This window comes from Streptomyces sp. NBC_00637 (genome assembly GCF_045161545.1).
In the GTDB taxonomy this organism is placed as follows: domain Bacteria; phylum Actinomycetota; class Actinomycetes; order Streptomycetales; family Streptomycetaceae; genus Streptomyces.
In genome coordinates, this window is record NZ_CP109046.1 from 4,613,325 (window position 1) to 4,637,128 (window position 23,804).

A 23,804-nucleotide genomic window follows, 5' to 3' on the forward strand; every position below is an offset into this window, starting at 1 on the left:
CCGGTGCCGAGCGTGCCGGCCGACATATGCCATGGCATGTCACGAATGTGTGGCCCTTGGGCGGAACGGGCTCGGGGCATCGCCTCGCGCCCACTACCCTGGTGTGGTGACCATTCGCCTGTACGACACCAGTGCCCGGCAGATCCGTGACTTCGCCCCGCTCCAGCCGGGTTGTGTCTCGATCTACCTCTGTGGCGCCACCGTGCAGGCGGCCCCGCACATCGGGCACATCCGGTCGGGCCTGAACTTCGACATCATGCGCCGGTGGTTCGCCCACCGCGGCTACGACGTCACCTTCATCCGCAACGTCACCGACATCGACGACAAGATCATCGCCAAGTCGCACGACCAGGACCGCCCCTGGTGGTCGATCGGGTACGAGAACGAGCGCGCGTTCAACGACGGCTACCAGGCGCTGGGTTGCCTGCCGCCGACCTACGAACCCCGCGCCACCGGGCACGTCCCCGAGATGATCGAGATGATGCGCGGGCTGATCGAGCGCGGTCACGCCTACGAGGCCGAGGGGAACGTCTACTTCGACGTGCGGTCGTTCCCGGAGTACCTCCAGCTGTCCAACCAGGAGCTGGACAACCTGCTCCAGCCCTCCGGCGACGCCGAGGCCGGCAAGCGCGACCCGCGTGACTTCGCCCTGTGGAAGTCCGTCAAGCCGGGCGAGCCGAGCTGGGAGACCCCCTGGGGCCGCGGGCGTCCCGGCTGGCACCTCGAGTGCTCGGCGATGGCGCACAAGTACCTGGGCCCCGTCTTCGACATCCACGGCGGCGGCCTCGACCTCATCTTCCCGCACCACGAGAACGAGATCGCCCAGGCCAAGGCCTACGGCGACGAGTTCGCGCGGTACTGGGTGCACAACGCCTGGGTCACCAAGGCGGGCGAGAAGATGTCGAAGTCCCTGGGCAACAGCGTCCTCGTCTCCACGATGGTGAAGCAGTGGCGGCCGATCGTGCTGCGCTACTACCTCGGCACGCCCCACTACCGCTCGATGATCGAGTACAGCGTGGAGGCGCTGCGCGAGGCCGAGTCGGCGTTCGCGCGGATCGAGGGCTTCGTGCAGCGCGTCGTCGAGAAGGCCGGGGGAGTCGTCGAACCGGCGGCCGAGGTGCCGCCGGCCTTCGCCGAGGCGATGGACGACGACCTGGGCGTTCCGCAGGCGCTGGCCATCGTGCACACGACGGTCCGGCAGGGGAACTCGGCCCTCGCCGCCGACGACAAGGAAGCCGCCGTGGCCCGCCTCGCCGAGGTCCGCGCCATGCTCGGCGTCCTCGGTCTGGACCCGCTCGACGCGCACTGGGCCGGCGACGAGAGCCGGGGTGAGGACCTGCACGGCGTGGTCGACAGCCTCGTACGACTCGTCCTCGACCAGCGCGAGTCGGCCCGCGGGCGCAAGGACTGGGCCACCGCGGACGCCATCCGTGACCAGCTCGCCCAGTCCGGTCTGTCCATCGAGGACGGCCCGCAGGGGCCGCGCTGGAGCCTCGGTCCGCGGTAGGACGGCCCAGGGCCGCCCTTGATCGACTGTGCCGCCCGGCCTCCCGGGCGGCACACTGCATAAGACGTACGTACGAAAAGCTCACGGAGACGAGAGACTCATGGCAGCCAACAACCGCCGCATGTCCGGCAAGAAGGGCGCGCAGGTCGGCAGTGGCGGCCAGCGGCGCCGGGGCCTGGAAGGCAAGGGACCGACCCCGCCCGCCGAGATGCGCAAGAAGCACAAGGCGAACCGCATCGCGACCGCCAAGGCGAAGCAGGCCGTACGCCGGCCGACGGCGCGCGGCCGAGGCGGCAAGGGCACGTCCGAGATGGTCGTCGGCCGTAACTCCGTCGTCGAGGCGCTGCGCGAGGGCGTGCCCGCGACGATGCTCTACGTGCAGCAGTTCATCGACAACGACGAGCGGGTGCGCGAGGCGCTCCAGCTCGCCGCCGAGCGCGGCGGCATCCACCTCATGGAGGCCCCGCGCCCCGAGCTGGACCGCATGACCAACGGCCTCAACCACCAGGGCCTGGTCCTCCAGGTCCCGCCGTACGAGTACGCGCACCCCGAGGACCTGGTGTCGGCCGCCTACGACAACGGCGAGGACCCGCTGATCGTGGCCCTCGACGGTGTGACCGACCCGCGCAACCTGGGTGCCGTCGTCCGCTCCGTCTCCGCCTTCGGCGGTCACGGCGTCGTCGTCCCCGAGCGGCGCGCGGCCGGTATGACGGCCGGTGCCTGGAAGACGTCCGCCGGTGCGGCCGCCCGTACCCCGGTCGCCCGCGCGACCAACCTCACCCGCGCGCTCGAGGCCTACAAGAAGGCCGGTATCGCGGTCGTCGGCCTGGCCGCCGACGGCGAGCACGAGGTCGGCACGCTGAAGGCCCTGGACGGTCCGGTCGTCATCGTCGTCGGCAGCGAGGGCAAGGGCCTCTCCCGCCTGGTCGGCGAGACCTGCGACTTCCGGGTGAGGATCCCGATGCCGGGTGGCGCGGAGTCCCTCAACGCCGGTGTGGCGGCGGGGATCGTGCTGTACGAGGCGGCTCGGCGCAGGAGCTGACGGAGGGCTGAAGCCCGCCCGGTGAGCCTGCGAAGGTTCACTCGGACGGGTTAATCCCGGCGAGTAGTGCAACCTTGACGGAGTCCGGACAGATCCGGCGGGTCAAAGCAGTGTCCTAAACACACGTCACTCGGTTAGATGAGTGTGGACACCAGAACACCCCGCACACCCACGGGGGACCGCTCGTCGGGATTCGACGACGCTCCCGCGCTGAGCATGGTGAAGGTGCCGAGCGATCCGGCGCAGATCATCGTCAGCCACGCGAGCTTCCGCGTGCAGCTGGGAGCGTCGGCGCGGCGTAACCAATCCCCGCGGATCGCCCGGCACGTGAGCGCCATCGATGACACCGCGCGCATGGCCGCCGTCGGGGCGGTAAGCAGAGCGGGCGCCGCTTCCGGTGGGCGTCGGCGCGCCGTCGTCTGGAGCGGCAAGTCCGCCCCGGACGACACCGGCGCCCACCGACTGCTGCAGGCCGTGCGGGCAGGCAGCGTCGGCCACGGCGAACCGCCGGGTGCGGACGCCGGAGCCACCCAGGTCATCCCCCGCGTCGGCACGGGCGGCCGGGGTTACGACGGCGACCTCGCCGCGCAGACCCTCGAGACCCCGATCGTCGGCGCCCAGCGGACGCCCGTCGACGGCGAGCAGCGGATCCTGCCGAACATGCGCGGCGTCGGCAGCGCCTACGACGAACCCGGCTACGACGACGCCCAGTTCGAGGACTTCGGGGACGACGACACCGACCCGGAGCCGGCGCCGCGCGGACGGCGGCAGGGCGACGACCCCGCCCGCCACGCCTACTACCCGGGCCGCCGGATGAACCTCGGCGTGGTGCTGCTCCCGCTGCGCGTCTTCCTCGGCTTCATCTCCATGTACGCCGGCATGGGCAAGCTGTGCGACCCCGTCTACTTCGACGGCGGCAAGCGCGGCTCCATGGTGAAGTGGCTCAACACCCTGCACCCGTGGGAAGTCGCCGAGCCGCTGCGTCAGTTCGCCCTGCACCACCCGGTCGGCTCAGGCCTCGTCATCGCCTTCCTCCAGGTCGTCGTGGGCGTCCTCACGGTCCTGGGCTGCTGGCAGCGGGTCGCCGCGGTCGTCGGCGCCGGACTGTCGGCGGCGCTCATCGTCACCGTCAGCTGGAAGACCGTCCCGGTCTACGACACCCCCGACATCATCTATCTCGCCGCCTGGTCGCCGCTGATCATCGCCGGCGCCCCCGTCTACTCGGTGGACGGCCGGCTCGCCGCCGGGGCGTGGCGCCGGCTCGGTCCGCGTTCCGACCTGTGGGAGCTGCGCCGTTACGTGCTGCGGCGCGGGGCCCTGGTCACTGCGATCGCCGTCGGGCTCACGCTGCTCGTCGGTTCGCTGCTCGGCGGTGCGGTCCGTGACGCCGACCGGGTGGTCGTCCCCGGCCCGGGCGAGCCCCCGCGCAACGAGCTGCCGGGCTCGCCGCTGCCGGAGAAGTCCGGCACGCGCAAGGCGTCGCGCGAGCCCGCCGCGTCCAGTTCGCCCACCCAGGACGCCACTTCGGCGGCCCCGACGGCGGGCACGGACAGCGAGCCGTCGCAGGCCCAGGACTCCGGCACCACCGGCAACGGCGACGCCGGAGCGCCCAGCCAGACCCAGGGCACCGCGGGCGAGGCCCCGCCGGAGCAGTCCGATCCGGTGGAGCAAGCCCCTTCGACCAGCTCGGGGCCCTCGTCCGGCGGCTCGGCCACCTCGGGTGGTTCGACGAGCGGCGGCGGTGGCGGCTCGGACGGCGGCTCGTCGTCCTCCGGCCAGCCGGGCCTGGTGGGTGGCCTGCTCGGGTAGGACGGATCCCGAAGAACAGAGGGTGCCGCACGCTGAGAAGCGCGCGGCACCCTCGAGTTTTTTCCGAGCCACGGACCCCGCGAGCCTTCGCAGGGAGGCGGCCCCCGCGCGTCCTCAGGGGCGCGGGGAACCGCGTGACCAGCCCCCACCGGACCGGCAGTCGACAACGAACCGCTCCACCCGCAACGCACCGCAACGCCCGCGGAACGGCCGGCGGCTAGGGGCTAGCGGTCAGCGGCTGAGCGCCGCCAGTTCCTTCGCCGCCTCCCTGAGGTCCTTCGCGGTGTCGATGGCCCGCCAGTACGCCCCCTGCGGGAGCGGGAAGCCGGCCAGCCGTCGTTCGCGGGCGAGGTGCGGGAACGTCGTCCGCTCGTGGTCCCCCCGCTCGGGGAGGAGCCCGGCGAACGCGGGGGAGAAGACGTAGACGCCCGCGTTGATCTCGTACGTGGTGGGGGGCGCCTCGATGAAGTCCGTGATGTGGCCGAACCCGTCGGTCTGCACGGCACCCCACGGAATGCGCGGACGGGCCAGCGCGAGGGTCGCTATGGCGTCGCGCTCCGTGTGGAAGTCGGCCATCTCGCGCAGCGAGAAGCGGGTCCAGATGTCGCCGTTGGTGGCGTACCAGGGCCGGTCGGGGTGGGGCAGGTGGGCGGCCGCGTACTTCAGACCGCCGCCACGGCCCAGCGGCTCGGTCTCCACGACGGTGGTGACCTCGACGGGCAGGTCGGCCGACTTCAGCCAGTCCTGGAGGACCTCGGCGAGGTGGCCGCAGGAGATGACGACGTCGGTGACGCCCTCCTCGGCGAGCCAGCCGAGCTGATGGCCGATGATCGGCGTCCCCGTGCCGGGGATCTCGACCATCGGCTTGGGCCGGTCGTCGGTGTACGGACGCAGCCGGGACCCCTGGCCACCGGCCAGGATGACGGCTTGCGTGGGGCGGGACGCGGCGTGCGGATCGGTCATGCCCGCACTGTACGTGCCGCTTGTTTCGGGGCGTGCGGGTCCCCCGGCGGGAGGGAACCGCACGCCGCGGTCGGTACGGGCCGGCCTGGGCCCCGGGGGCTCAGCCCCGGGCCGCCAGGACGCCCGAGGCGAAGGCCGTGTCGCACACCGGGCGGGAGTACGACTGGGCGCGCGAGGCGCCGTACATGCGGACGGCGGCGCGGCCGAGGGCGCGGGCGATGGACGAGCAGTGCCTGGCGAGCGACGGCTTGCCGTTCACGGCGGCCTGGAGGTGGGTCAGGGCGACGCCCGGATCCTTCTCCTGGAGCTCGGTCAGCAACTGGTCGCGCAGGACGTCCTGCGGGGCCTTGGCGGCCTGGTGCGAGGACTGCTGCGCGGCGGAGACGTCGGAGGCGGTGAGCACCGAATCCGAGGGGTTCCCCGACCAGTTGACCCGGGTGACCGCGAGGGTCCCGGAGAGCACCATGACGACGGGCAGGACGAGGGCGAGCGAGCGGCCGATACGGCGGGCTGGGCCGCCCTGGCCGCGGCGCGTGCGCTGGGTGGTGGAGTGGTTCGCGGAGTGCTTCACGCGTGAGAGGGTAGCGTGCAGTAGTTATATGGCGACATTTAGTCACCCGGACGGGGGATGAAGCCGTGCTCCCTTTTGGGTAAGGGGTTGACGGCCCCCAGTCGAAATGTCCGCTGTGCCGGGGTATTTCGCGGACGGGGGACGGGTACGGAAAAGGGCCCCGCAGCAGGCTGCGGGGCCCTTTTCGTCAACCCGGGTGAATCACCCGGGTTCAAACCGGGTTTCAGTCGGAGAGACGCGCGCCCGTCGACGTCGAGAAGACGTGGGTCTCGCCCGCGCGCGGGACGACGTGCAGCGTGCTGCCCTTCTCCGGGACGTCGCGGCCGCCGACGCGGACCACGAGGTCCTTCGACTCGCCGCCGACCTTGGCGGTGCCGTAGACGAAGGCGTCGGAGCCGAGCTCCTCGACGACGTTCACGACGACCGCGAGGCCCGTGTCGGCGTCGGCGCCGGCCACGTCGAAGTGCTCGGGGCGGACACCGACGGTGACCGTCTTGTCGGTGGCGGCGGCGAGCGCGTCGCGCTGGACCGGCACCACCGAGTTGCCGAACTTCACGCCGCCGTCGGCGATCGGCACCTCGACGAGGTTCATCGCCGGGGAGCCGATGAAGCCGGCCACGAAGAGGTTCGCGGGCCGGTCGTACATGTTGCGCGGGGTGTCGACCTGCTGGAGCAGACCGTCCTTGAGGACCGCGACGCGGTCGCCCATGGTCAGGGCCTCGACCTGGTCGTGGGTGACGTAGACGGTGGTGATGCCGAGGCGGCGCTGGAGCGAGGCGATCTGCGTACGCGTCGAGACGCGGAGCTTGGCGTCCAGGTTGGACAGCGGCTCGTCCATGAGGAAGACCTGCGGCTCACGCACGATGGCGCGGCCCATCGCCACACGCTGGCGCTGACCACCCGAGAGGGCCTTCGGCTTGCGGTCCAGGTACTCGGTGAGGTCGAGGATCTTCGCGGCCTCCTCGACCTTCTGCCGGATCTCCGCCTTGTTGACGCCGGCGATCTTGAGCGCGAAGCCCATGTTGTCGGCGACCGACATGTGCGGGTAGAGGGCGTAGTTCTGGAACACCATGGCGATGTCCCGGTCCTTGGGCGGCAGGTGCGTGACGTCGCGGTCGCCGATGCGGATCGCACCGCCGTTGACGTCCTCGAGCCCCGCGAGCATGCGGAGCGAGGTGGACTTGCCGCAGCCGGACGGCCCGACCAGGACGAGGAACTCGCCGTCCGCGATGTCGATCTCGAGTGCGTCGACGGCGGGCTTGGTGGAACCCGGGTAGATCCGGGTCGCCTTGTCGAACGTGACAGTGGCCATGGTGCTAGGCCCCCTTCTACCGGCAGGAACGTGCCGGACGATCCGTTGTAGGAAGGTGGTTGGTGTAGTCCACATGAGCGAACTGGGTCAGGACGGTACCTGGCGTTTCCCGGTCTGTCAGTACCCGCAGGCATGTGAACTTCGCGGAAACTTTCGAGGAGGGTACGGCCGCCCGCTGGTCGGAGGCGCGCGGGCCCCGGAAGTCCGTGGCTCGCGGAAAGCCCGGCTGTGTACAGTGGACCCGCCCTCGCGTGCGCGAGGTGGTGCGCGGTGCCTCCTTAGCTCAGATGGCCAGAGCAGCTCACTTGTAATGAGCAGGTCGTCGGTTCGAATCCGACAGGGGGCTCCATGGAAAGCCCAGGTCACCTCTTGTGCGACCTGGGCTTTCCGCTGCCCGCTCCCCCTGCCGTCGGCCGGTGTTTCGCCGATACTGGGCCGGGTGGGACGGCTCAGCGGGATATCCGGCGTCGGGCGGGCGGTGTGGGCGTACGTCCGCGGCGCGCCCGGCACCTATGTGTGGCTGGCCGTCCTGTTCGTCACCACGGTGGCCCTGCACCACATGTCACCGGAGTTCGAGCAGGAGTTCCTGCGGCAGCGGTCCACCAACATCCACGAGCTGTCCCGGCACCCGGTGCGGGTGCTGGTGGCGAGCGCGATGTGGATCGACGGCGGGTACTGGCTGCCGTACGCGGCGCTCTACACCGTCTTCCACGCCCAGGCCGAGCGCTGGCTGGGGACCGCGCGGTGGCTGGCGGTGTGCGTGGCCGCGCATGTGCTGGCGACGCTGATCAGCGAGGGCGCGCTGGCGGACGCGATCCGCGACGGGCTCGCGCCCCGGTCGGCGGTCAACACCCTGGACGTCGGGGTGAGTTACGCGCTGTCGGGCGTGGTGGCGGTACTCGTCTACCGGCTCCGGCCGCCCTGGCGGTACGGGTACCTCGCGGCCGTCCTCGTCTTCTACGGCTTCCCGCTCACCGCCGAACCGACCTTCACCGACTTCGGCCACTTCGTCTCCGTCCTCGTCGGGCTGGCGTGTTATCCGCTGGTCAGAGGGCGCGAAGGAGCGCGGGACCCGAAGGACACCGTGCCCGTCAGTCGCTGGAGTCCATGAAGGCCAGCATCCGCCGATCGACCTCGTCCGCGTGGTCGATCTGGGGTCCGTGGCCGGTGCCGGAGACGATCTCGGCCCGGGCGCCGGGGATCAGGCGTGGAACGCGCTCGACCTGCCGGTGCGGGTGCAGGAGGAGGCTTCGCCTGCCGAGCACCAGGTAGAGCGGGGTGCGGATGGTGGTCAGTTCCTCCTCGGACAGGGGCAGTGGGGCGGGACGGCGTACGCGGTAGGCCCGGGCGCTCCGCCTGACCATGGTGCGCAGCTCGGGCATGACCAGGACCGGCTGTTCCAGCCACGCCGCCAGCCGGGGGCCCAGCGCCTTGGGCGCGAAGGTCGCGAACAGGCTGACGAAGATCCATACGAAGAAGCGCAGGCCCACCTTCTCCAGGCCGCCGGGGTCGAGGAGGGTGACCGAGGCGAGCCGGTCGGGCCGGCGGTGCGCCTGGTTCAGGGCGAGCCAGCCGCCGTAGGAGGTGCCGACCAGGTGCACGCGGTCGAGCCCGAGCCCGGCGAGTGTCTCGTCCAGCCACTGTGCGGCGCGCTCGGGTCGGTGGAGGGGTTCGCGCTGGACGCTCCGTCCCGGATCGCCCGGGGTGTCGATGGCGTAGACCGTGCGGGCGGCGCTGAGGGCGGGGGTGTTCGGGTACCACATGGCGGAGCAGGAGCCCGCCCCGTGCACCAGGACGATGGGGGTGCGTGCGCGGGCGGCCGGGTCCTCGGGGCCGTACTCGTAGACGTGCGTGGTGCCGAACGAGGTCGCCACGTCCGTCTCCGCGTGGGCGGTCGCTCCCAGCGCGTAGACGGCGTCGCAGGCCGCGAAGTAGCGGTCGCGCAGGGTGTCGCTCACATAGCGGCCGACGTCGGCCTGGGTGCGGGTCTCGGTCTGGGACACGGTCACCTCCGGGTAGCGGTCGGGTGTCGGGACGGGAATCGGCTCGGCTCTCGGTCCCGGCGTCTGTCCGGGTGTGTGCCGGTCCGGGTGTCGATTCTTCGTGGTACGAACGTATCACGTTGATGGTACGGATGTATCATCAACGTGGCGGGGCGAACCCGGCCGGTGGACACGGCGAGCGGAGGAGCGGTCGATGCCCAGGCGTGTGGACCACGCGGAGCGGCGTACCGAGATCGCCGAGGCGCTCCTGCGCGTGGCGGCGCGACGCGGGTTGCACGCCGCGGGGATGCGCGACGTGGCGGCGGAGGCGGGCGTCTCGCTGCGGCTGGTGCAGTACTACTTCGAGACCAAGGAGAAACTGCTGCTCTACGGGCTTCAGCACTTGGCCGGGAAATTCGGGAAGCGCGTCGCCGCCCGGATCCGGGCCGCCGGCCACGATCCGGGACCGCGCGCGATGATCGAGGCGATGCTGACGGCGGCACTGCCGATCGACGAGGAGAGCCGCGCCTTCCACCTCGTCTACACCTCGTACGCCGTTCTGTCCGTCACCGACGAGGTGCTCGCCGCCCAGCCCTTCCTCACGAACCCGGACGCCGCCGAGAGCGCCGTCGTCGCTCTCCTGCGCCAGGCGGAGGAGAGCGACCTCGTTCAGCCCGGTGTGGACGTGCGACTGGAAGCGGTGAGCCTGCTCGCCATGTCCGCGGGACTCGGCACCGGCATCCTCGTCGGCCAGCGCAGCCCGGAATCGGCCACCACGGTTCTGCGCCATCACCTGGACCGGATCTTCCGGGCCGACGGCACCGACACGGGGACGGGGGAATGATGTCCCTCCTCGTGAGCAGCACCCGTGTCCGCTCTTTTCGTACCGCGCCTCCGCACACCAGGTGCCGCCGGGTTAACGTCCGGCCATGAACAGCTCGGCGAGCGGTGGCGTGGACGGTGTCGTCAACGGCGGCATCTCCTTCTGGTACGCGGACGACGGCCTTCCGGCGGTACGGGAGCCGCTGGCCGGCGACGCCTCCGCCGACGTCGTGATCGTAGGCGGCGGGTACACGGGGCTGTGGACGGCGTATTACCTCAAGAAGGCGGCGCCCTTCCTGCGGATCACCGTCCTGGAGCAGAGGTTCTGCGGCTACGGCGCCTCGGGCCGCAACGGCGGCTGGCTGTACAACGGCATCGCGGGCCGGGACAGATACGCGAAGCTGCACGGCCACGAGGCCGCCGTACGGCTCCAGCGGGCGATGAACGACACCGTCGACGAGGTCGTCCGGGCGGTGGCGGAGGAGGGCTTCGACGCCGGGGTCCACCAGGGCGGGGTGCTGGAGGTGGCCCGGACCCCCGCGCAACTCGCGCGGCTGAAGGACTTCCACGCGCACGAGCTGTCGTACGGGGAGCGGGACCGCGAGCTGTACGGCGCCCGGGAGACGGCCGAGCGGGTGCGGGTGGCGGGCGCCGTGGGGTCGAGCTGGACCCCGCACGGGGCGCGGGTGCACCCGGTGAAGCTGGTCAAGGGGCTCGCGGCGGCCGTGGAGGCGCTGGGGGTGGAGATCAGGGAGTCGACCCCGGTGACGTCGATCCTCCCGGGGCGCGCGGTGACGCCGTACGGGACCGTGCGCGCGCCGTACGTGCTGCGCTGCACGGAGGGGTTCACGGCCGCGCTGAAGGGCGAGCGGCGGACCTGGCTGCCCATGAACTCCTCGATGATCGCCACCGAGCCGCTGACCGACGAGCAGTGGGCGGCGGTCGGCTGGTCGGGGCGGGAGGCGCTCGGCGACATGGCGCACGCCTACATGTACGCCCAGCGCACGGCGGACGGCCGGATCGCACTCGGCGGGCGCGGGGTGCCCTACCGCTTCGGCTCGCGGACGGACGACGACGGACGCACGCAGCTCGAGACCGCCGCGGCGCTGCGCGAGATCCTGGTCCAGTTCTTCCCGGCGCTGGCCGGGGTGCGGGTGCGGCACGCCTGGTCCGGGGTGCTGGGGGTGCCCCGCGACTGGTGCGCGACGGTGACGCTGGACCGGGCCACGGGCATCGGCTGGGCGGGCGGTTACGTCGGCTCCGGCGTCGCCACCGCGAACCTGGCCGCGCGGACCCTCCGGGACCTGGTGCGGCTCGACTCCGGGCAGGACGGCCGCACCGGCCTCACCGACCTCCCCTGGGTCGGGCACCGGGTGCGCAGGTGGGAGCCGGAGCCGCTGCGCTGGCTGGGGGTGCGGGGCATGTACGCGACCTACCGGGCGGCGGACCGGCGGGAGACGGAACGCCACGCGGCGGGGTCCTCGCGACTGGCACGGCTCGCGGACCGGGTGGCGGGACGCCACTGACGCCACGGACGTGGACGGCCGGGGGACAAGGACGGCCGGGCGGACAGGGACGGTCGGGGGGACCGGGACGTCCGGGGAACAGGGGGGCCGGGGATCGTGCCGTCGGGGGATCGGACGGTCGGGGGATCGGGTGGGTCAGCCCGCCCGGAGCGGTGACCACGCCGGGGCGGTCAGCCGACCGACTCCGGTACCGCTGTCTCCGTCGGGGCGTGCCGCTGGGGGCCGGTGGTGACCATCAGGCCCGCCACCAGGCCGGCCAGCAGCATGATCCCGGCGGCCCACCAGATGGCCACGGTGTAACCGTGCACCGTGCCCTCCGCCGCGACCTGCGCCTTGCGGGCGGGGTCGGTCAGATGGGCCGAGATGTACGCGGTGGTGCTGGTGGTGGCGATCGTGTTGAGCAGCGCGGTGCCGATGGAGCCGCCCACCTGCTGCGAGGTGTTGACGGTGGCGGAGGTGACGCCGGAGTCCTGCGGGGCCACCCCGGCGGTGGCCGTGGAGAAGACCGGCATGAAGGTCAGGCCCATGCCGAGGCCCATCAGGAGCAGGGCGGGCAGGATCTCGCTGGAGTAGGAGGAGTCCACCGTCAGCTGGGTCAGGATCACCATGCCGCCCGCGGCCAGCAGCATGCCGGGGACCATCAGCATGCGCGGCGGCACCCGGCTCATCAGCCGGGCGGAGATCTGGGTCGAGCCGATGATGATCGCCACGGTGAGCGGGAGGAAGGCGAGGCCCGTCTTCAGGGGCGAGTAGCCGAGGATGACCTGGAGGTAGTAGGTCATGAACAGGAACAGGCCGAACATCCCGATGATGGCCAGGCCCATGGTCAGGAAGCAGCCCGCGCGGTTGCGGTCCTTGATGATGTGCAGGGGCAGCAGCGGTACCCGCGCCTTCGTCTGCCACCACACGAACACCGTGAGCAGGACGATCCCGCCCGCGAAGAGCCCCAGCACCAGCGGGTCGGTCCAGCCGCGCGGTTCGGCCTCGCTGAAGCCGTAGACGATCGCGACCAGGCCGCCGCAGCCCAGCACCGCGCCGGGCACGTCGAGACGGGCGCCCGCGTGGCCGGGGCGGTCATGGAGCAGCGCGAGGGCGCCGAGCACGGCGACGACGGCGATGGGCACGTTGACGTACAGGCACCAGCGCCAGTCGAGGTACTCGGTGAGCAGGCCGCCGACGATGAAGCCGATCGCGGCCCCGCTGCCGGCGAGGGCGCCGTAGATGCCGAAGGCCTTGCCGCGTTCCTTGGGGTCGGTGAACGTCGTCGTCAGGAGGCTGAGCGCGGAAGGGGCGAGTACGGCCGCGAAGACGCCCTGGAGGGCGCGGGCGCCGAACAGCATGGCCGAGCCGGTGGCCGCCCCGCCCAGCGCGGAGGCGGCGGCGAAACCGACGAGCCCGATGACGAACGTGCGTTTGCGGCCCACCAGGTCGGCGATGCGGCCGCCGAGCAGCAACAGGCCGCCGAAGGCCAGGGTGTACGCGGTGATCACCCACTGGCGGTCGCCGTCGGAGATGCCCAGGTCCCGCTGTGCGGAAGGCAGCGCGATGTTCACGATGGTCGCGTCGAGGACCACCATGAGCTGGGCGAGGGCGATGATCACCAGGCCCCACCAGCGGCGGGGATCGGGTGCGGTGTCGGCGGAGGATTCACCTGTTCGGGTGACACTCATCCAGCCAGAACACCATGAATCGGGTCGTATCGCATCCCTGAAGCGGTGACCGAAACGGTTGCTGAACCGGTTGCCGGCCGGGTGCGGGGCTGCTCGCGGCCGGTTGCCGTGCCGCCCGTGGGGCTGCTCGCGGCCGGTTGCCGTGCCGCCCGTGGGGCTGCTCGCGGCCGGTCGGGGCCGGTCGGGGCCGGTCACGGCACCAGGACGACCTTCCCGACCGTTCCGCGGTTCTCCAGCGCCCGGTGCGCGGCGGCGGCCTCGGCGAGCGGGAACGTCTGCACCGCCGGGTTCAGCCGGCCGGCCGCCGCCTCGGCGAGGGCGCGGACCTCCAGGGCCCGCAGACCGCCCGCCTTCTCGATCATCACGGGCCCCAGGACCGGCCGCGAGACCCCCTCGACGAAGTACCCCTCGCCGTCGCGGATGCCTTCGGCGGACCAGCCGAAGACGAGGTGCCTGCCCGTGGGGCCGAGCAGGGCGACGGCAGCGCGGGCGACGTCACCGCCCACCCCGTCGAAGACGACGTCGGCCGTCCGGCCGCCCAGGTGGGCGCGGACCTTGGCGGGCCAGGCGGTGTCCGTGTAGTCGACGGCGAGATCGGCGCCGTTCGCCGCGACCCGGGCCACTTTCTCCGGCCCGCCGGCCAGCCCGACGACCGTCGCGCCGGCGTTCTTGGCGTACTGCACGAGGAGCGTGCCGATGCCGCCCGCGGCCGCGGGGACCACGGCGACGGACGCGGGTCCGAGCTCGGCGAACAGGAGGATCCCCAGTGCCGTGCGGCCCGTGCCGATCATGGCGACGGCCCGGGCGGGGTCCAGGTCCGGCGGGATCTCGTGCACACGGTCGACGTCGGTGACGGCGCGTTCGGCGTACCCGCCGGGCGCGAATCCCAGGTGGGCGACGACGCGCCTGCCGAGCAAGCTGTCGGGGGTGCCTTCGCCGAGCGCCTCGACGACGCCGGCGATCTCCCGGCCGGGGACGGTGGGGAGGGCCGTCGGCGCGGGGGCGGGGCCCTGGAAGCCCTCGCGCAGGCTGGTGTCCAGGAGATGGACGCCCGCGGCCTCGACGAGGACGCGGACCTGGCCGGGGCCGGGCACCGGGTCGGCGACCTCCTCGTAGTGGAGGTTCTCGGCGGGGCCGAAGGCGTGGAGGCGGATGGCGTGCACAGGGATCCCCCGATGGGTGGCGGGTGGTGGGCGGTGGTCGTGGACGTCGGGTGTGGGTGTGGGGGCCGGGTGTGGTGCAGGGTGAGCTGCTGGTAGTCGTTCGTCACCAGCTCGCCGCTGCGGGGGTGGGTCGGGGACGGGCCGTCCCCGTCGCTGCTCCCAGCCTTCAACCTGAACCTTGGTCGAGGTCAAGGGCGTTCCGGCTGCCGGAGGGCGGGCTGCGGGATTGTCGGTGGCGGGGTGCAGCATGGGGGCATGGCGAGGACAGGGACCGGGAGAACCGGCGGGACCGGCGGTGGGACCAGTGCGGTGGTGAAGGGCGCGCGGCGTCCGGAGGTGCGGCTGCCGCCGCTGGAGCCGTACGCAGGCGGGGAGCTGGAGCCCGACGGGGACTACGACGGCGTGGAGCTGCGCGAGCTGGACCTCGCCGGGCAGGACGGCGGGGGCGCCCGTTTCATGGACTGCGCCCTGAGGGGCTGCGCGCTGGACGAGACGCGGCTGCGCCACACCCGCTTCCTCGACTCGGTCCTCAGCGGCATCCGGGGCGTCGGCACCGACCTGGCGGAGGCGACCCTGCGCGATGTCGAGCTGCTCGACGCCCGCCTGGGCGGTACCCAGATGTACGGCGCCGTCCTGGAACGGGTGGTGATCCGCGGCGGCAAGATCGATTACCTGAACCTGCGTCAGGCCCGGTTGAGAGACGTGGTCTTCGAGTCGTGCGTCCTGGTGGAGCCGGACTTCGGCGGTGCCCGGCTCGAACGGGTGGAGTTCGTCGACTGCGCCCTGAAGTCCGCCGACTTCACCGCGGCGACCCTGACGGACGTGGACCTGCGCGGAGCGGTGGAACTGGGCCTGGCGGGCGGCGTGGACCGTCTGTCGGGCGCGGTGATCAGCGCGGCCCAACTGCTGGATCTGGCACCGGTACTGGCGGCCGAGCTGGGCATCAGGGTGGAGGGCTGAGGGAGGGCGCGGGAGGGGCCGATGGCCCAGGCCGGGCCAGGGGCCCGGGGCGGTCATCGGCTCGGGGCCGGCGGCTCGGGGTCCGGGGCTCGCGGTCAGGGGCAGGGGTCGGGGGTCGGTCGGGGTTCGAGGCCAGAGCCCCGAACCCGGTAGGGCCTAGCTCACCCGGGGGAAGCGGGCCTGAAGTGTCCAGATCGCCGGGTTCTCGGCCAGGTCCTCGTGCAGGTCGGTCAGGTCGGCGAGGAGGTCGTGCAGGAAGTCGCGGGCCTCACGGCGGAGTTCGGAGTGCGAGAAGCTGAGCGGCGGCTCGTCCGCGGGCATCCAGTCGGCCGCGATGTCCACCCAGCCGAAGCGGCGCTCGAACAGCATGCGGTCGGTCGACTCGGTGAAATCCAGTTCCGCGTACTGCGGGCGGGAGGCGCGGGAGCCGGCCGGATCCCGGTCGATCAGCTCCACGATGTCGCACAGTGCCCACGCGAAGTCCAGCACCGGCACCCATCCCCAGGCTGTGGACACCTCACGGTCGGCCTTGGTGTCGGCGAGGTACACGTCGCCGCAGAACAGGTCGTGGCGGAGGCTGTGGACGTCCGCGCGCCGGTAGTCCTTCTGCGGCGGGTCCGGGAAGCGGTTGGAGAGGGCGTAGCCGATGTCGAGCACGTAGGCGATGGTGTCACGCCCCCGCGCCGGAGCCGGTCGGCCCCATAGGATCACTGACATGTCCCGATCCGTACGCCTTGCCCCGGCGGTGGCCGCCGTGACGCTCGTGCTCGCCCTGACCGCGTGCGACGACGAGGTGGCGCCGGACACCGCGGGCGCCCGGGCCCGGGACGCCTCGGGTGCCCCGGGCGTCGGTGATCCGTACTTCCCGAAGGCGGGCAACGGCGGCTACGACGTCTCCCATTACGGCCTCACCCTCGCCTACACCCCCGACGGCAACCGGCTCACCGGCACCGCCGTGGTCACCGCCCGGGCGACCGAGGACCTCGCCGCCTTCGACCTGGACCTCCTGGGCATGAAGGTCGAGGAGGTGACCGTCGGGGGCGACACGGCGGAGTTCCGCAGGGACGGCCAGGAACTGATCGTCCGGCCGCCCGGCGCCCTGTCCGACGGGGAGACCTTCGAGGTACGGGTCCGCTACTCCGGCAGCCCGCGGACGATCACCGACCCGGACGGCTCGAAGGAGGGCTGGCTGCGCACCGCGGACGGAGCGCTCGCCCTCGGTGAGCCGACCGGGTCCATGGCCTGGTTCCCCGGCAACCACCACCCCTCCGACAAGGCGTCGTACGACATCGCCGTCAGCGTCCCGAAGGGCCTGACGGCCGTCTCCAACGGAGAGTTGCGCGGCACGACGACGGCGGACGACGGCCGGACCACCTTCCGCTGGCACACCGCCGAACCGATGGCGAGCTATGTGGCGACCGTCGCGATCGGCCGCTACACGGTCACCCGCTCCACCCTCCCCCGCTCCACCGCCTCGGGGGCGAAGGGCGGTCTGCCGGTGTACACCGCCGTGGACCCCTCCCAGGTGGCCGCGAGCCGCAAGGTGCTCGCCCGGCTCCCCGAGGTCATGGAATGGGCGGAGTACAACTTCGGTCCCTACCCGTTCTCCTCCACCGGCGCGATCGTCGACCGTCCCGAGGACGTCGAATACGCCCTGGAGACCCAGAACCGTCCCGTCCACCCCGGCGCCCCCGACATCGCGACCCTCGTCCACGAGACCGCCCACCAGTGGTTCGGCGACTCCGTCACGCCGAAGAGCTGGCAGGACATGTGGCTCAACGAGAGCCTGGCGACCTACGCCGAGTGGCTGTGGACGGAGGACGAGGGCGGCGCCACGGCACAGGAGACGTTCACGGAGCTGTACGACCACGGCGAGGACGAGTACGAGGACCTGTGGGCGTTTCCGCCCGCGAAGCCGACGAGCGCGGCACACATCTCCGACACCCCCGTCTACCAGCGCGGCGCGATGGTGATCCACCGCATCCGTCAGACCGTCGGCGACGACACCTTCTACGACATCGTCCAGGGCTGGGCCGCCGCCCACCGCCACGGCGGCGCCCGCACCGACGACTTCACGGCCTACGTGGAGAAGCGGGCGCCGGACGAGGACTTCGACGAGATCTGGGCGGACTGGCTGTACGGGGAGGGCAGGCCCGCACGCCCGTGAGCCGTCACGCCGGTCCCGGGCGACGGCGGCCGCTCTCCGCCTCCCAGACGTCGAGCAGCGGGGCGAGGCCGGGAGGCCACACGGGATCCGCCTCCCGCGCGAGCTCGTCACGCGTCCACCAGCGCCAGCCGAGGATGCCGTCCGTGGCATGGGAGGCGGCGAGGTCGGGCCCGCCGGGTTCGCGGCGCGGGCCGGCGCAGACGTAGATCTGCTCGTGCTGGCTGACGAGGGTGCCCCTGCGGATGAAGTCGTGTTCCCAGGTGCACAGCAGCGGTCCCGGCTCCAGGTCCGCCCACCCGGTCTCCTCGCGCAGCTCCCGCAGCGCCCCCTCGCGCGGCGACTCGCCCTCCTCCAGACCCCCGCCGGGCAGGGCCCAGTGCGTGCCTGCGTCGGGGTTCCGGTACCGGAAGAGGAGGACCGCGCCCCGCGGATCGACCACGGCGACCCGCGCGGCGCGGCGGGACCGGCGCAGCGGCTTGCGCAACACGGCACAGGGCCGGCCGGACCGGAGGTCGGGCCGGTGCCCGACGACCTGGTACCCGAGGGCGGTCCAGAAGGCGAGCCCCGCGCTGTTGGCGTCGAGCACGGCGAGCCGCAGGGCGTCGCGGCCGGCCTCCCGGAAGCGATCCTCGACCTGCTGGACGATCCGCCTGCCGTGGCCCCGCCCCTGCGCGGCCGCGTCCACCATCAGCAACCCCACCCACGGATCGGGATCGGCCGGGTCGGGGTGCCGGTCGAGCGTGACCACGACCCCGACCAGCCGGCCCTCGCTGCGGGCGAGCAGCACCCGCGCACCCTCGTGCGCCCGCTCCCGGGCGAGCGCCGCCGCCACCTGCTCCGGCCTGATGTCGTCCGGGTCCGGGAAGTCACCGCCGAGGGCGTGGAACGCGTGCTGCGAGGCGTAGAGCGCGGTGAGTTCGGTGAGCAGGGGCGCGGGGATGTCGTGGTCGGCGGTACGGGGGAGCGGGCTGAGAAGCATGAGGAGCACGCTAGTCGGGCAACCCCGGATCACGTGGTCCGACCGGATGTCACATCCGAGAGCCCGGCGGTGTCTTGATGCCGAACACGCCGAAGAGGCCGGACAGGCCGAACACGCCGAAGAGGCCGGACAGGCCGCCGCCGGACAAGGAGAAGAACATGACACCGCGTATCCCGAAGGCCGAGCTTCCCGCCGAGTTGCGGGAGAACCTGATCAAGCAGCTCGGATCCGTGCCCGAGCCCCTCGAAGTGGTGTTCAACAACCCCGACGTGGCCCTGTCCTCCCAGGAGTTCTCGGCGGGGGTGGGCTCGTGGAGCGCGGCCGACGAGAGCCTCAAGACGTTCGCGCACATCGCCGTCGCCGCGCTGGTCGGGTGCAGCTGGTGCCTCGACATCAACTACTTCCTGGCGCTGAACCAGAACCTGGACCTGACCAAGGCGAGTCGGGTGCCGCGCTGGCGGGAGGCCGACGTCTTCTCCCCGCTGGAGCGGGACGTGCTGGAGTACGCCGAAGCGATGACGCACACGCCGACGACCGTCACCGACGAGCTGTCGGCGCGGCTGCTGGAGCGGCTCGGCCCGGCGGCGCTGGTCGAACTCACCGTGTTCATCGGCTTCGCCAACCTGTCGACCAGGAGCAACACGGCGCACGGGATCACCTCGCAGGGCTACTCCGACGTGTGCGAGCTTCCGTTCGCCGCGCGCCCCGCGAAGTCCCGGGCAGCGTCGACGGCATGACCGGATCCCCTTTCGTCATCCATCGCAACCTGCTCTTCACGGTCGCCTACGAGTTGCTCGGGTCGGCCGCCGACGCCGAGGACGTGCTGCAGGAGTCCTGGCTGCGGTGGGCCGACGTCGACCACGACCAGGTGCGCGACCCGCGGGCGTATCTCGTCCGGATCGTCACGCGGCAGGCCCTCAACCGGTTGCGCACGCTGTCGCGCAGCCGCGAGGAGTACGTCGGCGAGTGGCTGCCGGAGCCGCTGCTGACCAGTCCTGATGTCGCCGAGGACGTCGAGCTCGCGGAGAGCGTCTCGATCGCGATGCTGACCGTGCTGGAGACGCTCGGGCCGACGGAGCGGGCGGTGTTCGTGCTCCGCGAGGTCTTCGACATGGCGTACGCCGAGATCGCCGAGGCGACGGGCAAGTCCACGGCCGCGGTGCGGCAGATCGCGCGGCGGGCCCGCGAGCACGTGGCGGCCCGGCGGCCGCGGATGCAGGTGAGCCGGGCGGAGCAGCGGGCCGTGGTGGAGCGGTTCCTGGCCTCCTTGCGCACCGGGCGATTGCACGAGTTGCTGGAGGTGATGGCGCCGGACGTGGTGCTGATCGCCGACGGCGGCGGGTTCGCGGCCGCGGCACTGGCTCCGATCCACGGGGCCGGAAGGGTGGCGAGGGTGCTCGCGCGTGCCGACCGGCCGGCGGCGGCCGCGTTCGAGACGACGACCGTGTGGCTCAACGGCGCGCCCGCGGGCCGGTTCGAGATCGACGGCGAGACGACCGCGGTGAGCGTCGTGGTGGAGAACGGGCTGGTCACCCGGATCTATCTGATGAGGAACCCGCGGAAGCTGACCCGGCTGGACGAACCGGCCGAACTCGCCAGGTAGACCGCGGAGCCCCCGGCCGACCGGCCGGGGGCTCCGCGAGGCGTGCGCGTGGGCGCGGGACTCAGACGCTGACGCCGAAGTCCTGGGCGATCCCCACGAGGCCGGACGCGTAGCCCTGGCCGACCGCGCGGAACTTCCACTCCGCGCCGTTGCGGTACAGCTCGCCGAAGACCATGGCCGTCTCGGTGGCCGCGTCCTCCGAGAGGTCGTAGCGGGCGATCTCGGCGCCGCCGGCCTGGTTCACGATGCGGATGTAGGCATTGCGGACCTGGCCGAAGTTCTGCGAGCGGTTCTCCGCGTCGTAGATCGAGACCGGGAAGACGATCTTGTCGATGTCGGCCGGGAGACCGGCGAGGTTGACGTTGATCGCCTCGTCGTCGCCCTGGCCCTCGCCGGTGCGGTTGTCGCCGGTGTGGACGATGGTCTGGTCCGGCGTCTGCTTGTTGTTGAAGAAGACGAAGTGGCCGTCGGAGTAGACCTTGCCCTGGAGGTTGACCGCGATCGCCGAGGCGTCGAGGTCGAAGTCCGTTCCGGTGGTGGTGCGGACGTCCCAGCCGAGGCCCACGGTGACGGCGGTCAGGCCCGGAGCCTCCTTGGTGAGCGAGACGTTGCCACCCTTGGACAGGCTTACAGCCATGGTTGGGAGTCCTTCCCTCGTTGCGTACGGCTTCGTACGGGCTTCGTACGGGCACGAAGCTACAGCTATCCCTATGAACGCAGCGAAGGGTGCTCAAGGTTCCCCGCCACTCCGAGTTTCTTTACTTTCTTTACCAAGTCGGTCTCATGGCGGGTTGCGGGGATATTCGCGTGACGTGGGGGCGTCGGGAGCGGGAACATGGTCGGCATGTCTGGTCCCTATGTCGTCCGCGGCTCCGTCTCGCTTCCCGAGGCCGAGCTCATGTGGCGTTTCTCGCGGTCTTCGGGACCGGGCGGGCAGCACGTCAACACCAGCGACTCGCAGGTGGAGCTCCGCTTCGACCTCGCGCGCACCGAGGCGTTGCCCGAGGTGTGGAAGGCGCGGGCGCTCGAGCGGCTGGCCGGCCGGCTCGTCGACGGTGTCGTCACCGTCCGCGCCTCCGAGCACCGCTCCCAGTGGCGCAACCGCGAGACCGCCGCCGTACGCCTCGCCACCCTCCTCGCCGAGGCCACCGCCCCGCCGCCCAAGCCGCGCCGGCCGACCCGGATCCCGCGCGGGATCAACGAGCGCCGGCTGCGGGAGAAGAAGCAGCGGTCGCAGACGAAGCGGGGCCGTGACGGGCGGGATTGGGGATGACCGCACCGGACCGCTCCTGACTCGTTCTGCTCGATTTCCCGGCATCTTGCGTACGCGTGTCACATTTCGGCCCCGAGAGACGTCAGTTACATGACAGTCAATCGCGAGCAGGGATGTGAGCAACGATGGCAACAGGCGACGACGACTTCCTCGCCGAACGATTCGAGGCGCACCGCAGCCGCCTGAGTGCCGTCGCCCGCCGCATGCTCGGGTCCGCCGCCGAGGCCGACGACGCCGTGCGGGAGGCGTGGGTACGGCTCAGCCGGAGCAGTGGCGAGAGCGCGGGCAAGGAGATCGACGACCTGGCGGGCTGGCTGACGACCGTCGTCGGCCGGGTCTGCCTGGACATGCTGCGCTCGCGCCGCTCCGGCGCCGAGGAACCGCCGGAGAACCGGGCACCCGCCGCGCCGCACGAGGAGGCCGATCCGGCGCAGGACGCGCTGCTCGCCGACTCCGTGGGCGTCGCGCTCCTCGTCGTCCTGGACACCCTCACCCCCGGTGAGCGACTGGCGTTCGTGCTGCACGACCTGTTCGGCGTGTCCTACGAGGAGGTCGCGAGCATCACCGACCGGACTCCGGGAGCCGCCCGGCAGCTCGCCGGCCGGGCCCGGCGCCGGGTGCGGGGCGCCCACGAGCCGGACGTCGATCTCACCCGGCAGCGGAAGGTCGTCGACGCCTTCCTGGCCGCCGCCCGGGACGGGGACTTCGTCAAGGTGCTCGCGGTGCTCGACCCGGACGTCGTGGCCCGTTCCGAGGCCGGGGTGGTCGCGGGCGCGCCGGCGGTCGCGGCGGGCGCGTCGCGCTTCACCTTCGTCGGGGCAGTGGCCCGGCCCGCCCTCGTCGACGGCGCGACCGGACTGGCGGTGCTGTGCGGCGGCCGGGTGGAGCGGACGATCCGCTTCTCGTTCGTACGTGGCGGCCGGATCGCCGTGATCGACGTCGAGACCGACCCCGACCGCATCTCCGAAACGGACGTGGTCCTTCTCTAGGCGCCGGGAGCCGCAGACGGGCGGGTGCCGCAGACGGGCGGGTGCCGCAGGCGGGCCAGGGGCCACAGGTGGGCCGGGGGGCGTCGTCAGGCCAGTGCGAGGACGCCGACCGTCTCTCCCTCGCTGGTCTCGCCGTTCGTGCGGAAGCCCAGCCTGCGATAGAAGTCCGCGGGACCGTTCTCGCCCTCGTGCCAGGTCACGTACATCTCCTCGGTGCCCCGGCGGCGCAGTTCCGCGGCGACGGACTCCACGGCGAACCGGCCGTAACCGCGGCCCTGTTCGCCGGCGGCGATGTTCAGCCGCCACAGTCCGGAGCGGATCGGGCCGCCGTCTCCGCGCCCGTTCCAGTCGATGTCGAGAAAGGCCATCAGAAAGCCGACGGGCCGGTCACCGTCCATGATCAGGCGCGGCCAGGCGAGGCCCGCGGGATGGACATGAGCCTCCGCGAGCGACCGCATCACCGGAGAGACCGCGAACTCCTGGTCGGGGCGGACCCGGATGCCGGTGGCGGCCTCGAAGTTCGAGGGGGTGATTTTCTCGAGGCGCGGCCCTGAAGTCGTCATGCGGGCACCCTAGGCGGGCTGTTCGCCGGCGGGCCACGGTATTTCCGGCGTCACCCCAGCTGCCGGTAACGGCCCCGGAAATACATCAGCGGGCCGCCCTCCGAGGTCGGTGCCGACGCGGTGAGCACGCGGCCGATCACCAGGGTGTGGTCGCCGGCCACGACCCGCTGCTCGGTGCGGCACTCCAGGGTCGCCAGGGCGCCGCCGACCATGGGGGCGCCGGCGATCGCGCCGCGGGTGTACGGGATGTCCTCGAAGAGCAGCCGGTCGCTGATGCGGCCCTTCATGGCGAAACGGCCCGCGATGTGCCGCTGGCTCTCGGACAGCACCGACACCGCCCACAGGGGCTGCTCGTCGAGCAGGTCGTCCATCCGGGAGCCCGTGCGGAGGCTGACCAGGACCAGCGGCGGATCCAGGGAGACGGACAGGAACGCCGTCGCGGTCATGCCGACGTCCTCGCCGTCCGGCGCCCCGGGGTCGTCCGGGTCGAGGGACGGTTCCCGGGCGGTCACCAGGACCACGCCGTCGGCGAGCCGGGACATGGCGGCACGGAACTCGTCGTTGCTCACTCCCTCAGCATGCCTGGAGTGGGTCTCGGACACGGTCGCGAGCGCGGTCGGCTCGAGTACGTCTGGGGGCATGCCCGAAACGCTAGTGTCCGGTCGGTGCGCGCCGCATCGGACCTCCGCCCGAGTAGGGTCGTAGGACCGTGGACCGAGGTGGTCCGGCTCCGATCCGGGTGCCCGGCGGGGGCTGTTCGTGCCTGTGCGTGTTCAGGAAACACACAGGAAAACGCGGAAACTCCACTCAAATGTTCATCTTCATCTGTGACTTGAGTCACAAGGGGCATTAATTGTTGACCCTGTGTACCGAGTGGGCAGCGCGCTGTGATTCAGTGGCGGA

At 71.9% G+C, this 23,804-nt stretch carries 23 protein-coding genes and 1 tRNA gene; 13 read left to right on the top strand and 11 right to left on the bottom strand.

Features of this window, described 5'->3' with window-relative positions:
* Positions 1 to 106: 106 nt before the first annotated feature.
* The 3 genes from cysS (at position 107) to OG440_RS20320 (ending at position 4,358) form a co-directional block, all read left to right on the top strand.
* On the top strand, positions 107 to 1,507 hold the full coding sequence (cysS, locus tag OG440_RS20310) for a cysteine--tRNA ligase (RefSeq protein ID WP_406008216.1): 1,401 nt from the start codon (positions 107 to 109) through the stop codon (positions 1,505 to 1,507).
* Between the two features lie 100 nt (positions 1,508 to 1,607).
* Complete coding sequence (gene rlmB, locus OG440_RS20315; protein WP_406008217.1) at positions 1,608 to 2,549, top strand: 23S rRNA (guanosine(2251)-2'-O)-methyltransferase RlmB; 942 nt, start codon at positions 1,608 to 1,610, stop codon at positions 2,547 to 2,549.
* A gap of 138 nt (positions 2,550 to 2,687) precedes the next feature.
* Positions 2,688 to 4,358, top strand: coding sequence for a DoxX family membrane protein (locus tag OG440_RS20320; protein WP_406008218.1), 1,671 nt, complete (start codon positions 2,688 to 2,690; stop codon positions 4,356 to 4,358).
* Between the two features lie 231 nt (positions 4,359 to 4,589).
* On the opposite strand, the gene OG440_RS20325 is transcribed toward OG440_RS20320, so the two are convergent.
* From OG440_RS20325 to OG440_RS20335, 3 genes are all read right to left on the bottom strand, one after another.
* On the bottom strand, positions 4,590 to 5,321 hold the full coding sequence (locus OG440_RS20325) for an NDP-sugar synthase (protein ID WP_406008219.1): 732 nt from the start codon (positions 5,319 to 5,321) through the stop codon (positions 4,590 to 4,592).
* A 100-nt stretch (positions 5,322 to 5,421) separates the two neighbouring features.
* Positions 5,422 to 5,892: a hypothetical protein gene (locus OG440_RS20330; protein ID WP_406008220.1), complete on the bottom strand. Its 471-nt coding sequence runs from the start codon at positions 5,890 to 5,892 to the stop codon at positions 5,422 to 5,424.
* 223 nt (positions 5,893 to 6,115) lie between these two features.
* Complete coding sequence (locus OG440_RS20335; RefSeq protein WP_054243882.1) at positions 6,116 to 7,204, bottom strand: ABC transporter ATP-binding protein; 1,089 nt, start codon at positions 7,202 to 7,204, stop codon at positions 6,116 to 6,118.
* Between the two features lie 272 nt (positions 7,205 to 7,476).
* Between OG440_RS20335 and OG440_RS20340 the strand changes: the two genes are divergently transcribed.
* Together OG440_RS20340 and OG440_RS20345 are read left to right on the top strand one after the other, a co-directional pair.
* Positions 7,477 to 7,553: transfer RNA gene (locus OG440_RS20340), tRNA-Thr, on the top strand.
* Between the two features lie 90 nt (positions 7,554 to 7,643).
* Entirely contained in the window at positions 7,644 to 8,315 is a 672-nt protein-coding gene (locus tag OG440_RS20345) for a rhomboid-like protein (protein ID WP_406008221.1), read from the top strand.
* On the opposite strand, the gene OG440_RS20350 is transcribed toward OG440_RS20345, so the two are convergent.
* Complete coding sequence (locus tag OG440_RS20350; RefSeq protein ID WP_406008222.1) at positions 8,296 to 9,213, bottom strand: alpha/beta fold hydrolase; 918 nt, start codon at positions 9,211 to 9,213, stop codon at positions 8,296 to 8,298. The two genes, OG440_RS20345 and OG440_RS20350, sit on opposite strands and share 20 nt — an antisense overlap.
* Positions 9,214 to 9,400: 187 nt before the next feature.
* Here OG440_RS20350 and OG440_RS20355 point away from each other — a divergent pair, with 187 nt between their 5' ends.
* Both OG440_RS20355 and OG440_RS20360 read left to right on the top strand, forming a co-directional pair.
* Entirely contained in the window at positions 9,401 to 10,030 is a 630-nt protein-coding gene (locus OG440_RS20355) for a TetR/AcrR family transcriptional regulator (RefSeq protein WP_406008223.1), read from the top strand.
* Positions 10,031 to 10,115: 85 nt separating this feature from the next.
* Complete coding sequence (locus OG440_RS20360) at positions 10,116 to 11,534, top strand: NAD(P)/FAD-dependent oxidoreductase (protein ID WP_406008224.1); 1,419 nt, start codon at positions 10,116 to 10,118, stop codon at positions 11,532 to 11,534.
* 170 nt (positions 11,535 to 11,704) lie between these two features.
* Here the strand turns inward: OG440_RS20360 and OG440_RS20365 are convergent, their stop codons facing one another.
* Positions 11,705 to 13,204: an MFS transporter gene (locus OG440_RS20365; protein ID WP_406008225.1), complete on the bottom strand. Its 1,500-nt coding sequence runs from the start codon at positions 13,202 to 13,204 to the stop codon at positions 11,705 to 11,707.
* 191 nt (positions 13,205 to 13,395) lie between these two features.
* On the bottom strand, positions 13,396 to 14,367 hold the full coding sequence (locus OG440_RS20370) for a zinc-binding dehydrogenase (RefSeq protein WP_406008226.1): 972 nt from the start codon (positions 14,365 to 14,367) through the stop codon (positions 13,396 to 13,398).
* 255 nt (positions 14,368 to 14,622) lie between these two features.
* Here OG440_RS20370 and OG440_RS20375 point away from each other — a divergent pair, with 255 nt between their 5' ends.
* A complete protein-coding gene (locus OG440_RS20375; RefSeq protein WP_406008227.1) occupies positions 14,623 to 15,327 on the top strand; it encodes a pentapeptide repeat-containing protein in 705 nt (234 codons plus the stop codon).
* A 156-nt stretch (positions 15,328 to 15,483) separates the two neighbouring features.
* Here the strand turns inward: OG440_RS20375 and OG440_RS20380 are convergent, their stop codons facing one another.
* The gene (locus OG440_RS20380; protein WP_406011403.1) at positions 15,484 to 15,984 is read right to left on the bottom strand and encodes a hypothetical protein; all 501 of its coding nucleotides are present in this window, start codon (positions 15,982 to 15,984) and stop codon (positions 15,484 to 15,486) included.
* Positions 15,985 to 16,042: 58 nt separating this feature from the next.
* Here OG440_RS20380 and OG440_RS20385 point away from each other — a divergent pair, with 58 nt between their 5' ends.
* Complete coding sequence (locus OG440_RS20385) at positions 16,043 to 17,494, top strand: M1 family metallopeptidase (RefSeq protein WP_406008228.1); 1,452 nt, start codon at positions 16,043 to 16,045, stop codon at positions 17,492 to 17,494.
* Positions 17,495 to 17,498: 4 nt separating this feature from the next.
* On the opposite strand, the gene OG440_RS20390 is transcribed toward OG440_RS20385, so the two are convergent.
* Positions 17,499 to 18,473: a GNAT family N-acetyltransferase gene (locus OG440_RS20390; RefSeq protein ID WP_406008229.1), complete on the bottom strand. Its 975-nt coding sequence runs from the start codon at positions 18,471 to 18,473 to the stop codon at positions 17,499 to 17,501.
* Positions 18,474 to 18,631: 158 nt separating this feature from the next.
* Here OG440_RS20390 and OG440_RS20395 point away from each other — a divergent pair, with 158 nt between their 5' ends.
* Positions 18,632 to 19,210 (top strand): carboxymuconolactone decarboxylase family protein, encoded by a 579-nt coding sequence (locus OG440_RS20395; protein ID WP_406008230.1) that lies wholly within the window; start codon positions 18,632 to 18,634, stop codon positions 19,208 to 19,210.
* Entirely contained in the window at positions 19,207 to 20,076 is an 870-nt protein-coding gene (locus OG440_RS20400) for an RNA polymerase sigma-70 factor (protein WP_406008231.1), read from the top strand. The genes OG440_RS20395 and OG440_RS20400 overlap by 4 nt, the downstream gene beginning before the upstream one ends.
* 61 nt (positions 20,077 to 20,137) lie before the next feature.
* On the opposite strand, the gene OG440_RS20405 is transcribed toward OG440_RS20400, so the two are convergent.
* Entirely contained in the window at positions 20,138 to 20,713 is a 576-nt protein-coding gene (locus tag OG440_RS20405) for a TerD family protein (protein WP_351762911.1), read from the bottom strand.
* A 198-nt stretch (positions 20,714 to 20,911) separates the two neighbouring features.
* Here OG440_RS20405 and arfB point away from each other — a divergent pair, with 198 nt between their 5' ends.
* The gene (arfB, locus tag OG440_RS20410; protein WP_351762914.1) at positions 20,912 to 21,349 is read left to right on the top strand and encodes an alternative ribosome rescue aminoacyl-tRNA hydrolase ArfB; all 438 of its coding nucleotides are present in this window, start codon (positions 20,912 to 20,914) and stop codon (positions 21,347 to 21,349) included.
* 125 nt (positions 21,350 to 21,474) lie between these two features.
* Positions 21,475 to 22,338, top strand: coding sequence for a sigma-70 family RNA polymerase sigma factor (locus OG440_RS20415; RefSeq protein WP_406008232.1), 864 nt, complete (start codon positions 21,475 to 21,477; stop codon positions 22,336 to 22,338).
* Positions 22,339 to 22,424: 86 nt separating this feature from the next.
* On the opposite strand, the gene OG440_RS20420 is transcribed toward OG440_RS20415, so the two are convergent.
* Positions 22,425 to 22,901 (bottom strand): GNAT family N-acetyltransferase, encoded by a 477-nt coding sequence (locus OG440_RS20420; RefSeq protein WP_406008233.1) that lies wholly within the window; start codon positions 22,899 to 22,901, stop codon positions 22,425 to 22,427.
* A gap of 50 nt (positions 22,902 to 22,951) precedes the next feature.
* Positions 22,952 to 23,542 carry a flavin reductase family protein gene (locus tag OG440_RS20425; protein ID WP_406008234.1) on the bottom strand — a complete coding sequence of 197 codons (591 nt, stop codon included), beginning with the start codon at positions 23,540 to 23,542 and terminating at the stop codon, positions 22,952 to 22,954.
* Between the last annotated feature and the right edge of the window lie 262 nt (positions 23,543 to 23,804).

Bases quoted from the DNA above. Each gene is read 5' to 3' on its own strand.
- rlmB (WP_406008217.1), top strand. From the start codon at position 1,608: ATGGCAGCCAACAACCGCCGCATGTCCGGCAAGAAGGGCGCGCAGGTC.
- OG440_RS20320 (WP_406008218.1), top strand. From the start codon at position 2,688: ATGAGTGTGGACACCAGAACACCCCGCACACCCACGGGGGACCGCTCG.
- OG440_RS20325 (WP_406008219.1), bottom strand. From the start codon at position 5,321: ATGACCGATCCGCACGCCGCGTCCCGCCCCACGCAAGCCGTCATCCTG.
- OG440_RS20335 (WP_054243882.1), bottom strand. From the start codon at position 7,204: ATGGCCACTGTCACGTTCGACAAGGCGACCCGGATCTACCCGGGTTCC.
- OG440_RS20355 (WP_406008223.1), top strand. From the start codon at position 9,401: ATGCCCAGGCGTGTGGACCACGCGGAGCGGCGTACCGAGATCGCCGAG.
- OG440_RS20360 (WP_406008224.1), top strand. From the start codon at position 10,116: ATGAACAGCTCGGCGAGCGGTGGCGTGGACGGTGTCGTCAACGGCGGC.
- OG440_RS20365 (WP_406008225.1), bottom strand. From the start codon at position 13,204: ATGAGTGTCACCCGAACAGGTGAATCCTCCGCCGACACCGCACCCGAT.
- OG440_RS20375 (WP_406008227.1), top strand. From the start codon at position 14,623: ATGGCGAGGACAGGGACCGGGAGAACCGGCGGGACCGGCGGTGGGACC.
- OG440_RS20385 (WP_406008228.1), top strand. From the start codon at position 16,043: ATGTCCCGATCCGTACGCCTTGCCCCGGCGGTGGCCGCCGTGACGCTC.
- OG440_RS20390 (WP_406008229.1), bottom strand. From the start codon at position 18,473: ATGCTTCTCAGCCCGCTCCCCCGTACCGCCGACCACGACATCCCCGCG.
- OG440_RS20395 (WP_406008230.1), top strand. From the start codon at position 18,632: ATGACACCGCGTATCCCGAAGGCCGAGCTTCCCGCCGAGTTGCGGGAG.
- OG440_RS20400 (WP_406008231.1), top strand. From the start codon at position 19,207: ATGACCGGATCCCCTTTCGTCATCCATCGCAACCTGCTCTTCACGGTC.
- OG440_RS20405 (WP_351762911.1), bottom strand. From the start codon at position 20,713: ATGGCTGTAAGCCTGTCCAAGGGTGGCAACGTCTCGCTCACCAAGGAG.
- arfB (WP_351762914.1), top strand. From the start codon at position 20,912: ATGGTCGGCATGTCTGGTCCCTATGTCGTCCGCGGCTCCGTCTCGCTT.
- OG440_RS20415 (WP_406008232.1), top strand. From the start codon at position 21,475: ATGGCAACAGGCGACGACGACTTCCTCGCCGAACGATTCGAGGCGCAC.
- OG440_RS20420 (WP_406008233.1), bottom strand. From the start codon at position 22,901: ATGACGACTTCAGGGCCGCGCCTCGAGAAAATCACCCCCTCGAACTTC.
- OG440_RS20425 (WP_406008234.1), bottom strand. From the start codon at position 23,542: ATGCCCCCAGACGTACTCGAGCCGACCGCGCTCGCGACCGTGTCCGAG.